The following is a 12275-nucleotide window of genomic DNA, read 5'->3' on the forward strand; positions in this document are numbered from 1 at the left end:
GCCGTTCGCCGACGGTAATGCATCGGGCGCCCGCCGCGGCGAGCGCCCGATGCGTCGATCACCGTTCGCGCCGCTTCTTGCTCAGCTCGATCGTCTCGAACAGCTCGTACTGCGCGGTCGGATGCTGATCGGCGCCCGGCGCATGGTAGTAGCGCATCGTGATCGTCGTGTGGCCGCCCGGCTTGCCCGGATCGTGGTCGAACACCGCGATCCCGTAGCCGGTGCCGGTATCGCGGCGCGCGGACCAGATCGCATCCTCGAGCGCATCGGCCGGCTGGCGCACGAACGTGTTCGGCGCGGTGCCGGGCACCGGCCGGTTCGGCTTCGTGAACACCTTTGCCTGCGCGAAGCCGGTCGACGGGTTTTCGCCGTACACGTCGAGCGGTGCGCTGGTGCCGCCGCCGCCGAGGATCAGGTGGATCGTGCCGTGGCTCGTGTCGAACGTCGTGCGGTTCGGATCGTTCGAGCCGACCGGGCGCGGCTGCAGCGTCTCGACCACTTCGCCGGTTTTCGCATCGACGCCCGCGCGATGATTGCAGCCGCGCACCGGATAGCTGCGCTCGTAGTCGTGATCGTGGCCGCACAGCACGAGATCGACGCCGTAACGATCGAACAGCGGCAGCCACGCTTCGCGAATGCCCTTGTCGGAGCCGTTGCCCGTCTTCGACGAACTGAGCGCGTCCTGATGCATCTGCACGACGATCCAGTCGATGTCGTCGTCATGCGCGGCATGACGCAGCGTGCGTTCGAGCCAGCGCGTTTGCTCGCCGTTGCTGTAGCCGCGCACGTAGAACGACGTGCCCGGCTCGATCGGCGGGCGGCCGGTGCTCGCGGCCGGGACGAGCGGCGCAGGGCCGCCGACGAACGCGGCGGCGTCCTGGTACACGACATCGTCGGCGTCGAGCGACACGAACAGCACGGAGCTCACGCGGAAGCTGTACCAGCGGCCCGGGAAATGCGTGCCGTTCTCCGGCAGCGTATAGCGTGCGAGGTACGAGTCGAGCCCCTGCGGACCGTTGTTGAATTCGATCTCGTGATTGCCGGGGCATGGCATCCACGGACGATTCGCGGCCGACGTCTGGTTGTTGTTGCCGAAATCGCGCCACACGTCGGGCTGGTGCGCCGGGTTCAGGTTCGCGTAGCAGAGGTCGCCGTTCAGCAGGTGGAACAGCGGCTGGAACTGCTCGACGGCCTGCACCGCGAAGCGGCTCTGCGGCGACGACAGTACCCACGCGCCGTTCGGCGTCGCGAGATCGCCGTAGCTCGTGAAACGAAACGGCGCCCGGCCGCGCGGTGCGGTCGAGAAATTCGCGGAGAACGGCTGCGCGGCATTGCCGTCGTTGTCGGCGGTGATCTCGTAGCGGTAGCGCGTATCCGGCTTCAGCCCGTGCACGCGCGCGTGGTAGGCGAACACCGTCTCTCCGTTCAGGCCGTCGGTGTACAGGCGCTGGACGCCGTGCACGGTGCGCGCCGGCTCGCCGTCGGCGACGATGCGCGCGCGCGGATTGACGGCCGGGGCGAGCGACGCCCACGAGATCACGACTTCGGACGTCGGGTCGTTGCCCCACGTCAGGTGAACCTGCTCGGGCGTGCCGTCCGGATTCGACGCGGCGGCGCGGGCCGCCGCGAGCCCGCCGGCGGCGGTGGCGAGGCCGGAGACGCCGGCGAGTTTCAGGAAGCCGCGACGCGACACGGAGGCGGCCGGCTCGTTCGGCTGGTCAGGGAAAGTGTCCTGGTTCGACATGGTCGGTGTTTTCGTTGAGGGGACGCGAGACGTGGAACCGCGCGGCCATGCGCGAGCACGGCCGGGGCGTGGGCCGGAAACGAGCGGGATCCCGGTCGCATGCATTGTCGAAGGGCAGTTTTGCCGCGTTGTGACAGTACCGCAACCCCGTGTGTGCGGCGGCCGACCCGTGCAATCGCGCGTCGCGCGCCTCCGGCTTGCTCCGAAGCAGGGTGGGGCCACCAAAAATTTTTTTGCCGACGCCGCGACGGATTGCGCCCTCCGGCTCCGTTTAACGCATGAACGACCGCTTCCGGTCGATGCCCGTTATTTCGGAGTCTTTCATGAAACTTTCCGTTTTATTGCGATTGGCGGCCGGGTGCATGGCTGCACTCGCGACGTCGGCCGTATTCGCGCAGGCCGTCATCGTCGCGCCTTACGCGCCGCCGCCGCCGCGCGTCGAAGTGATGCCGGCGCCCCGTGCGGGTTACGTCTGGGATCAGGGGCACTGGCACTGGCGGCAGGGCCGCTACGTATGGATTCCGGGCCACTGGCAGGTCGTACGCGTCGGCTACCACTGGGTGCCCGGACACTGGGTCGCGCGCGGCCCGACCTGGCGCTGGGTGCCGGGCCACTGGGCCTGACGTGCACGCCGGCGCGCGGCGCGCGGTGCCGGCACGGCGGATTTTTCACGCAACATCATGAGTCGTGGCGATGCCTTTTCGAACCATCGTGATACTGGCGCTCGCAGCCGTCGTGCTGGCCGGCTGCGTCGTGGTGCCGGCCCGTCCGGTGTATTACCGGCCCGCGCCGGTCGTCGTATATTGAACGCGCCGGCCGACGGTCGCGCGGCCGGCAGACAGGATCGACATGCGGCGCGAACCGGATGTCGATGAAACCGGCACGGCCGACGCCGTGTGCGATGCCGGGTGCGACGCGCGCGGCGTCGACGAAGCGTCGGTATGGCGCCGTCCGGCGATGGCCCGACGCATGCAAGGAGAGCACGACGATGAGCTTCAGCCGGACGGCGGGTATTCCTGCCGCGACAGCGCGGCGCCCGCGCGGCGCGCGACGGAGCAGGCGACGTTGAGCGATCGCGGCGACCGCGATCCGGACGCGGAACTCGTCGCGCGCGTCGGCGCGCGCGATGCGTCGGCGGTACGCGTGCTCGTCGCGCGCAAGTTGCCGCGGCTGCTCGCGTTGGCGACGCGCATGCTCGGCGACCGGAACGAAGCCGAGGATGTCGCGCAGGAGACGTTCCTGCGAATCTGGAAGCAGGCGCCGCGCTGGCGAGAAGGCGAAGCCCGCTTCGACACGTGGCTGCATCGCGTCGTGCTGAACCTGTGCTACGACCGGTTGCGAGGCCGGCGCGAGGAGCCCGTCGACACGCTGCCCGACGTGCCCGACCCGCAACCGGAGCCGGCCGCGCATGCGGAGCTGCGTTCGCGCGACGCGCGCGTGCGGCAGGCGCTGGCCGCGTTGCCGCCGAGGCAGCGGGAAGCGCTGGTGCTCCAGTACTATCAGGAAATGTCGAACGTGGACGCGGCCAACCTGATGGGCATCACCGTCGATGCGCTGGAAAGCCTGCTCGCCCGTGCGCGGCGCAACCTGCGCGCGCAACTGGCCGGCGACCCACCTAGCGAGGACAAGCGATGACACCCGAACGATTTCGTACCATCGTCGCCGCGTACGGCGCCGACGCGCGGCGCTGGCCGACCGGCGAGCGCGCGGCCGCCGAGGCCTGGGCGCATGCGAACCCACGGGAAGCGCTGCTGGCGCTCGACGAGGCGGCCGACCTCGATGCGTGGCTCGCCTGCGACACGGTCGCGCCGCCCGCGCCGGCACTCGTCGAGCGCATCGTCGCAACGGCGCCCGCGCCGCAGCGCGCACGCCGGCGCGGCGCCGTATGGTGGTCGGGCGCGGCGTTCGCCGGCGTCGGCCTGGCCGGCGCGCTCGCGGGAGCGGTGGCCGTGTCGATGCTGATGCTCGGCAGCGCGCCGCCGGCACAGCACGAGCCGGGCTATCTGACGACGACGTTCGGCGGTCCGAGCGTGGATGGGGGCGACGAATGACCGAGCGCGGCTGGAAATTCACCCTCGTCGGCTCGGTCGTGCTGAACGTGTTCATGCTCGGCGCGATCGGCGGCGGCGCATATCAATGGTTCTCGACCCATCGCGACCAACACCCCGGCACGCCCGCCTCGCGCACCGCGTTGCGTTTCGCGGCGGATGAATTGCCCGATGCGCGCCGGCGCGAGTTCGCCGCCGCGCTGAAAGCGGCGCGCAAGGACGGCCGCGATTTGGCGCGGGAAGGGCGCGACGGCCGGATCGCCGTGCTGGACCTGCTCGCCGCGCCGCAACTCGATCGCGCGGCGATCGACGCCGCGCTCGAACGCACGCGCGCAGCCGACACCGCGCTGCGGGCGCAGGTCGAGCGCAGCGTCGTCGATTTTGCGGCGACGCTGACGCCCGACGAGCGCGCGAAGTTCGTCGACGGATTGCAGCGCAGCGGCAACTGGCGTTTGCCGCCAAGGCTGCAGAAGAAGCCGGACGCATCGGCGAGCGAGTAAAAGGAAGCCGTGCGCGGGCGGCCCGCGATCCGATCCGGATGATTCGCGCGTCACGTGTGCCGTTCCGGCGCGTCGCGCGGTCGTCGTCCGTTGACGATGCATGCCGCCGTGCTGCGAAACTTCCGCCTGCCGTTTCCCCGATCGCAAAAAATATTTCCCCTGCCGCGACGGATTTCCCGGCGCCCTTGCGTTGAACGTGAGTACGCACCGCAAGAGAGCCCGTCATGGACCACCCGAACGACTCCACGCCGGCCGCGATCGCGCTGAACCGTTTCGGTCTCGGCGCGCGGGCCGACGAAGCACCGCCCGCCGACCCGAAGGCCGCGTTGCTCGACCAGTTCGACCGCTACGACGCACGGCCCGCCGCCTGGGCCGGCGAGCCGGACGCGGTCACACTCGCCACGCGCTTCGCGAACACCCGCAACGCGATGACGAGCGACGACGCGGCCGCCAGGCGCGCAACCGCGCAGTCGATCCGCCGCGACGGCTACGACGCATATCGCAGCGCAGTCGCCGCGCGCATGAACAGTGCGCTGAGCACGCCCGCGCCGTTCGTCGAGCGTCTCGTGCATTTCTGGGCGAACCATTTCGCGGTATCGGTCGACAAGGGGCAGGTGGCCGCCTACGCGGGCGCATTCGAACGCGACGCGATCCGCCCGCACGTGCTCGGCCGTTTCGAGGACATGCTCGTCGCCGTCGAACAGCATCCGGCGATGCAGACGTTCCTCGACCAGGCGCGCTCGGTCGGCCCCGACAGCCCGGCCGCGCTGCGTGCGCAAGAACGCAATCCGTCGGCGAAGCGCGGGCTCAACGAGAACCTCGCACGCGAAATCATGGAGCTGCATACGCTCGGCGTGCGCACCGGTTACACGCAGGCCGACGTGACGGAATTCGCCCGCGCGTTGACCGGCTGGAGCATCGCCGGCGGCCGCGGGCCGCAACCGGGCGATGCGGCGCCCGGCGCATTCGTGTTCCGCCCGAATCTGCACGAACCGGGCACGCGCACGGTGATGGGGCGCACCTACGATCAGCCGGGCGAAGCGCAGGCGCGTGCGATCCTGCACGATCTCGCGCGATCGGAGGCGACCGGCCGGCACATCGCATTCAAGCTCGCCCGTCATTTCGTCGCCGATACGCCGCCGCCCGCGCTGACCGAACGGCTCGCGCGTGCGTTCGATGCGAGCGGCGGCGACCTGCCGACCGTCTATCGCGCGCTCATCGACGCCCCCGACGCGTGGTCGCCGGTCGACCGCAAGTTCAAGACGCCGTGGGAGTGGGCCGTATCGTCGCTGCGCGGGCTCGGCTGGCGCGACACCGGCGATCTGAAGGCCGCGCCGCTGCTGGCTCAACTCGGCCAGCCGGTGTGGCGGCCGGGCTCGCCGGCCGGCTACGACGACGTGGCCGCGAGCTGGGCCGCGCCCGACGCGCTCGTGCGCCGCGTCGAGATCGCGCAGCGCCTGGCCGCGCGGACGGGCGACCGCCTCGACCCGCGCACGCTCGGCAACACGCTGCTCGCCGGTTCGATGAGCGGGTCGACCGCGACCGCGCTCGCGCGCGCCGAAAGCGCGACGACGTCGCTCGCGCTGCTGCTCGTGTCGCCCGATTTCCAACGGAGATGACCATGGCACTGTCCCGCCGACAATTCCTCAGCGTTGCCGCCGCCGGCGCGGGCGCGATCCTCGTCGCGCCGCGGATCGCGTTCGCGAATGTCGACACCGACCGGCGCTTCGTGTTCGTGATCCAGCGCGGCGCGGCCGACGGCCTGAACATCGTCGTCCCGTACGCGGAGCCCGCGTATGCGTCGCTGCGCGGCCCGCTCGCGATCGACACGGCGGCCGCGACGAAGCTCGACGGTACGTTCGCGCTGCATCCGTCGCTCGCGCAGACCGCGCAGTTGTATCGCGACGGTCAGGCGCTGTTCGTCCATGCGATTGCATCGCCGTATCGCGACCGCTCGCATTTCGACGGCCAGAACGTGCTCGAAACGGGCGGCCGTGCGCCGTACCAAGTGAAGGACGGCTGGCTGAACCGGCTCGCCGCGCTGCTGCCGGCGACGCGCGACAACGCGATCGCATTCGCGCCGACGGTGCCGCTCGCGCTGCGCGGCGCGGTGCAGGCCGCGTCGTATGCGCCGTCCGGCTTGCCGGCCGCGCCGGACGATCTGCTCACGCGCGTGTCGGCGCTCTACGAAGCCGACGCGCAGCTCGGTCCGTTGTGGCAAGCGGCGATGGAGGCGCGCGGTCTCGCCGGCGATGCGCATGCACGGCAGGACCCGGCCGGCGTCGGCAAGCTCGCCGCGACGTTTCTCGCGCGCGACGACGGCCCGCGGATCGCGATGATCGAGACGGGCGGCTGGGACACGCACAGCGCGCAGAACGCGCGGCTCGCGAATCAATTGAAGGCGCTCGACACGATGCTCGCCGCGCTGCGCGACGGCCTCGGGCCTGCGTGGCGGCAGACCACGGTGCTGGTCGCGACCGAGTTCGGCCGCACGGCCGCGGCGAACGGCACCGGCGGCACCGATCACGGGCAGGCGTCGGTCGCGATGCTCGCGGGCGGCGCGGTGGCAGGCGGCCGCGTGATCGCCGACTGGCCGGGGCTGCGGCCCGGCGATCTGTACGAGGGGCGCGACCTGAAGCCGACTGCGTCGCTCGACGCGCTGATCGCGGGCGCGGCCGCCGACAGTCTGCGGCTCGATCCGCGCCGCACCGCGGCAGCGCTGTTTGCCGAAAGCGGCGCGACGCGGCCGATGAGCGGCCTGATTCGCGGGGCCGCGTGACGCGGCACGTATCCGCGATCGGCGCCGTCGACCGATTACACGACAGGGAGCATCGACAATGAAGATCCGATCCGTTTCGCTCGCCGTGCTGGCGAGCGCGAGTGCCGTGCTGATGACCGCGTGCGTGGTCGAACCGGTGCGGCCGCCGCAGCCGGCGCCCGTCGTCGAAGTAGCGCCGCCGCCGCCCGCGCCCGGCTATCGCTGGGCGAAGGGGCATTACCGGTGGGCCGGCAATCACTGGGCGTGGGTGCCCGGGCACTGGGTGGCGGTGTACTGACACGGCAGACACGGCAAGCGTGTCGACGTGTCGTGCGGCGAGATCGACGTGCCGGAGACGCGCGACCGTGCGCAGTGCCGCAGCAACGGCGGATCCGGCGGGATCGACCTCGTCCGTCGAGCGGCGGCACGCAGTCTAGTCCCACCCGATCCGGTGCTTCTCTTCCGTCTCTCGATGGCGCCAGTCGTCGTCCGCGTGAAGATACTGGCTCGTCGTCGTGAGCGACACATGGCCGAGGTTGTCGCGCACGAGCCGCAGGTCGACGCGGCCGTCGGCCATGTGCGAGCCCGCGCTGTGACGCAGCCAGTGCGCGGACGCCTGTTCGAGCACGCGCGCCGGTTGTTCGCCGGCATCCCCCTGAGCACGCAGCCGGTCGGCCGCGTGCCGGAACACCTGCTTCACGATCCGATGCAGCGCCGCGCGCGTGAGCGGCTTGCGCGTCCGGCCGATCGGCAACACGAGCGGCGTCGGTTCGCCGTCGAGCGGCAGCGCGGGCAGGCCGTGCGCGCGCCGGTAGCGCGCCAGCTCGGCCATCATCTCGTCGGTGGCCGGCACGAGCCGCTGCCGGCCGCCTTTGCCCGTCACGTCGAGCCACCAGCGCGCGTGTCCGTCCGCATCGCGCCGGCAGAAGAATTGCCCCATCGTCGTATCGGCCGCTTCGGTGATGCGCAGTCCGCCGAGATACAGCAGCGTGAACAGCCAGCGTGCGCGATCCGCATGGAAGCATGCGCGGGCATCGTCGCGCGGCATCGCGGCGATCGCGTCCTTCACCGATTGCCACAGCGGCTGCCCGAGATGGCGCGTGACGCGCGGCGACGGCCGGCGCTGCCGCTGTCGCGACAACGCGAGCGGATTGCCGGCCAGATAGCCGGCCTGCACGAGCCACGAGAACATCACGTTCAGGATCACCAGCGCCTGCCGCTGGCTGGCGGCCGACAGCGGCCCGTAAAACGGCCGCCAGCGCGGATCGTCGCGCGGATGCTTGCGGCCGCCGTTCGCGCACCACAGATCGGCCGGCGCGGGCGCGAGCAGGAATTGCCGGTAGACCGCGAGATCCTCGTGCGTGAGCGACGACAGCGGCTTGCCGCACGCGATCACGGCCCACAGCAGCAGGCGTTCGGCCTCCTTGCGGTAGTTCTGGAACGTGGTCGGCGTATCGACGAAGCGGGCGAGCCACGCGCGCACGGCGTCGAGGTCGTTGGTCGCGCGATCTGCGGATGCGCGCTGCCCGAGCGGTTGGTGCCCGTGCGTCCGTCGAGCGCGGCCGGCACGGCCAGCGTATCGATCGGCAGCGGGCGCAGCGCGGTGTCGGACGGAACGGATGAGGTCATGCGAAGGGAACGCGCTGTGCGAACCGCGCGGGCTTGGCGTGGTGGGCGAACACAGTGCGCCAAAGCGTATCGGAAAGCGTCGATGGTACACGATCGCCATATGGCGAAGCCGCCGTCGACGGCGATCGCGTGGCCGGCGATGAAGCGCGCAGCGGAACCGGAACACCTGACGTATCGGCTCGCACGCGAAATCCGATGAATGAGCGTGCTCGAACGCGCTCCGTAAGGTGTTCGTGAACCTTCTCGCCGGGCGGCTCGTCTAATTGGCCCTTCAACGCTCCCGGAGACCTATCAGATGATTCCCAAGATCCGAACGCTGCTTGGCGCGGCCGTCCTTGCCGGCAGCACGCTCCTCGCCGGATGTCAGACCGATGCGGCGGCCACCGCGTCGAACGCCGCCGGCCCGGCCGGCGGCAAGCCCGTGGCCAAGACCGTCTACGTCGCGCCGCAGTCCGCGCGCTGCACGGGCGTTGCGCCGATGGAATGCCTGCAGGTGCGCAGCAGCCCGAGCGAGCCGTGGAGCCTGTGGTACGCGGGGATCGAAGGGTTTGCGTACCAGCCCGGCTACCTGTACACGCTCGAAGTCGACGAATACCGCGTCGCGCGGCCGCCGGCCGACGGTTCGTCGATCCGCTGGGTGCTCAAGCGCGTCGTCGAGCGCCGCCAGGTGAACTGACGGCCTGACGGCCGCGATCACGCGGAAGGGCGCGCCGCCGCACGGGCCGGCGCGGCCGTATCGATCCGCCGGAACACGACGGACGACAGCAGGGTCACCGCGCCCATGCACGCGAACGACAGCATGAACCCGTGTGCGGTCGAGCCCCGATAGGCGGCGAACAGATTGACGAGCCCGCCGCCGATCGACACGCCCAGCCCCATCGCGAGCATCTGCATCATCGTGAACAGGCTGTTGCCGCTGCCCGCGTCGGCGTGCGACAGCCCCTTGAGCGTCACGCCGTTCATCGCCGCGAACTGCATCGAATTCGCCGCGCCGAACACGATCAGCAGTACGCCTTCCAGCACCGGCGCGGGCCGTGCCGACACCAGCGCGAACCCCGCGATCGCGCAGCCGACGATCCCCGTATTCACGACCAGAAACGCCGCATAGCCGAAGCGCTTCACGAGCGGCGCGATCCACCGCTTCGCGATGACGCCCGCGATCGCGGCCGGCAGCATCATCAGCCCGGATTGCAGCGGCGTATAGCCGAGCTGCACCTGCATCAGCAGCGGCAGCATGAACGGTACCGAACTCGTGCCGATCCGGCACAGCAGGTTGCCGAGCAGCCCCGACCCGAAGTTCGGCTCGCGGAACAACCCGAGCCGGAACAGCGGCTGTGTGCGTCGCCGCGCGTGGGGCAGGTACGCCAGCGCGCTCGTCAGGCCGAGCCCGGCGAGCGCGGCCGACCACGCGGCGCGGTGCGAGGACATCGGCGGGTCGATCGCGAGCGACAGCGCGATCATCGCGGCCGACAGCAGCGCACAGCCGACGAAGTCGAACGGCGGCGGCTGCGTCGCCTGGTCGTGCGGCAGGTAGCGCTGAACCGCGACGAAGCCGATCGCGCCGACCGGCACGTTGACGATGAACACCCAGTGCCACGAAATCGCCTGCGTGAGCCAGCCGCCGAGCGTCGGCCCGACGATCGGGCCGAGCTGGCCGGCGATCGACACGAACGCGATCGCCGCGACGTACTGTTCGCCCGGCACGCGGCGCAGCACGGCGAGCCGCCCGATCGGCAGCAGCATCGAGCCGCCGATGCCTTGCACGGCGCGCGCGACGACGAGCTGGCCGAGCGTGTGCGACGCCGCGCAGCCGATCGACGCGAGCACGAACACGAGGATCGCGACCGAGAATACGCGGCGCGTGCCGAACCGGTCGGCGAGCCAGCCGGAGGCTGGCGTGAGCATCGCCATCGTCAGCGTGTAGACGACCACGACGGGCTGCATCGCGAGCGGCGACGCATGCAGGCTTTGTGCGATCGAGGGCAACGCGGTGTTGACGATCGTCGTATCGAGCGACTGCATGAAGAAGGCAGCGGCGACGATCCAGAGCAACACGGAATGTGTGGGTTCCCGGGACATGGCGAAATCGGCGGTACGAGGGGCGGGCGCCGGTGCATGGTCGTGCGGCGCCCGCTCGATGGTACCGATTCCGCCGGTCGTCGGGAAGCGATCTCGCCAACCGCATCAGGGACACGATCCGGCGTTCCGCTTCGGCATCCGTTCGACGACGTCGAACGACATGAGCCGAGCGGCACGCCCGTCACGTCGCGCATGACCGGACAAGATGCGTGCGCACGCATCGGTATTCACCCTGCCTCGTCACGCAGGATCGCGTACCGGCGATGCTTGCGCCCGGCACGAAGCTGCATTTTTGCAACGCATTTTCAATGCGTCGTTCCGTACGCGATCGCTCGCAACGACGACGCGCGTGCGCTGACGGCCGTCCGGCTTCGCTCCGCGAGCATCGCGTCGCCGATGCGCGGTCGACGCGCAAGGCCGCGCATCGCGTGTTTCGGCGTCGCTCGCCGAATACGGATACGTTCATGAAACATTTCCTCTCGATTGCGACTCGCGCCACTACCCGTTCCGACGGAGGGCGCTTTTTCCGCTTTGCTCGGCGCCGCATGGCACGCCCTTTGCGGTTCACCCGATGCCGCCGACGCAGACGAACTTCGCCAGAACGATCCGCGCATCGACGGCATGTAATGACATCGAAACAAACGGGGAACCGGATCGGGTCGCGCGCGTCGTGTGCCACGGCGCCTGCGCGGCGCGTGTCGTATCGGTCACGCGCACCGCGCAACGCGTCCCCGATCCGTCGAACAGCAAGCGTGCTTGCAAGGTGTCGTGCCGGGGTTCGCATCGCGCATCGCGACGAAGGTCGCGTGTGGGTCGCGTCGCGCCCGGCACATGTCGGGGGAGGCGCCCGTGAAAACGACGGTGAATCAATGGGCAGCGGTCGCGGCGATGTTTGTCGCGAGCGCGCATGCGCAGGAAATCTACCTGCAGGGCGGCACGCAGGGCGTCGGCATCGGGGCGGCCGTGAGCTTCAATTCGATGCTGGGCGCGCACGCGGATTTCAACGCGATCAATCTGACGCATGACTTCACGGTGGCCGGCAACCACTATCAGGACGACCTGAAGCTGCGCCAGGGCGGCCTGTATGCCGATATCTTTCCGTGGCGAGGCAGCGGCTTTCGCGCGACGCTCGGGTTGCGCTTCAACGACGACGAGCTTCACGGCATGTCCGTACCGACCAACGGAACCTACGTATTCGGCGGCAAGCGTTATCCGGCACTTCCGGGCATGTACGCGGTCGCGCAAGCGCGTTATCCGACCGTGATGCCGTATGTCGGAATCGGCTACGGGCATCGGCCGGCGTCGAAAGGGCTCGGGTTCGTTGCCGATGTCGGCGTCGCGTACGGGATACCGAAATGTTCGTACACGCTGTCGCCGGCACTGGCCGCGGCGGCCGGACCGGCGAAGAGCCAGGTGCTGATCGCGAGCGGGCTCGACTCGCTGCGGCAGATGATGTCGCGCTATCGGTGGTATCCGGTCCTGCAGATCGGCATCTCGTACCGTTTCTGAGCGCGCAC

At 70.0% G+C, this 12275-nt stretch carries 11 protein-coding genes and 1 pseudogene; 9 read left to right on the forward strand and 3 right to left on the reverse strand.

Translation table 11 applies throughout. The annotated features are described in order from the left end of the window. Positions 1-58: 58 nt before the first annotated feature. Positions 59-1744, reverse strand: a complete 1686-nt coding sequence (locus WS95_RS03460; RefSeq protein WP_034204745.1) for a purple acid phosphatase family protein — start codon at positions 1742-1744, stop codon at positions 59-61. A gap of 323 nt (positions 1745-2067) precedes the next feature. Here WS95_RS03460 and WS95_RS03465 point away from each other — a divergent pair, with 323 nt between their 5' ends. From WS95_RS03465 to WS95_RS03495, 7 genes are all read left to right on the forward strand, one after another. After that, positions 2068-2367, forward strand: coding sequence for a YXWGXW repeat-containing protein (locus WS95_RS03465; protein WP_059783390.1), 300 nt, complete (start codon positions 2068-2070; stop codon positions 2365-2367). Positions 2368-2593: 226 nt separating this feature from the next. Next, on the forward strand, positions 2594-3379 hold the full coding sequence (locus WS95_RS03470; protein ID WP_082725141.1) for an RNA polymerase sigma factor: 786 nt from the start codon (positions 2594-2596) through the stop codon (positions 3377-3379). Then, a complete protein-coding gene (locus tag WS95_RS03475; RefSeq protein WP_059783392.1) occupies positions 3376-3795 on the forward strand; it encodes a hypothetical protein in 420 nt (139 codons plus the stop codon). Before WS95_RS03470 ends, WS95_RS03475 begins: the two co-directional genes overlap by 4 nt. Next, positions 3792-4292 (forward strand): periplasmic heavy metal sensor, encoded by a 501-nt coding sequence (locus WS95_RS03480; protein ID WP_059783394.1) that lies wholly within the window; start codon positions 3792-3794, stop codon positions 4290-4292. Before WS95_RS03475 ends, WS95_RS03480 begins: the two co-directional genes overlap by 4 nt. Before the next feature lie 224 nt (positions 4293-4516). Further along, positions 4517-5911, forward strand: coding sequence for a DUF1800 domain-containing protein (locus tag WS95_RS03485; protein ID WP_059783396.1), 1395 nt, complete (start codon positions 4517-4519; stop codon positions 5909-5911). Positions 5912-5913: 2 nt separating this feature from the next. Next, positions 5914-7071, forward strand: coding sequence for a DUF1501 domain-containing protein (locus tag WS95_RS03490; RefSeq protein WP_034204750.1), 1158 nt, complete (start codon positions 5914-5916; stop codon positions 7069-7071). 58 nt (positions 7072-7129) lie between these two features. Next, positions 7130-7348, forward strand: coding sequence for a YXWGXW repeat-containing protein (locus tag WS95_RS03495; RefSeq protein ID WP_034204751.1), 219 nt, complete (start codon positions 7130-7132; stop codon positions 7346-7348). 135 nt (positions 7349-7483) lie between these two features. On the opposite strand, the pseudogene WS95_RS03500 reads toward WS95_RS03495, so the two are convergent. Continuing rightward, positions 7484-8679: pseudogene (locus WS95_RS03500) on the reverse strand (tyrosine-type recombinase/integrase). A gap of 295 nt (positions 8680-8974) precedes the next feature. Here WS95_RS03500 and WS95_RS03505 point away from each other — a divergent pair. Then, entirely contained in the window at positions 8975-9355 is a 381-nt protein-coding gene (locus WS95_RS03505; protein WP_059822325.1) for a DUF4377 domain-containing protein, read from the forward strand. A 17-nt stretch (positions 9356-9372) separates the two neighbouring features. Here WS95_RS03505 and WS95_RS03510 read toward each other — a convergent pair whose 3' ends face one another. Next, positions 9373-10758: a DHA2 family efflux MFS transporter permease subunit gene (locus WS95_RS03510; protein ID WP_059822327.1), complete on the reverse strand. Its 1386-nt coding sequence runs from the start codon at positions 10756-10758 to the stop codon at positions 9373-9375. Between the two features lie 831 nt (positions 10759-11589). On the opposite strand from WS95_RS03510, the gene WS95_RS03520 reads away from it, so the two are divergent. After that, positions 11590-12267 (forward strand): hypothetical protein, encoded by a 678-nt coding sequence (locus WS95_RS03520; RefSeq protein WP_082746852.1) that lies wholly within the window; start codon positions 11590-11592, stop codon positions 12265-12267. Positions 12268-12275: the final 8 nt, after the last annotated feature.

Source organism: Burkholderia sp. MSMB1826, assembly GCF_001526325.1.
Taxonomy (GTDB): Bacteria; Pseudomonadota; Gammaproteobacteria; order Burkholderiales; family Burkholderiaceae; genus Burkholderia.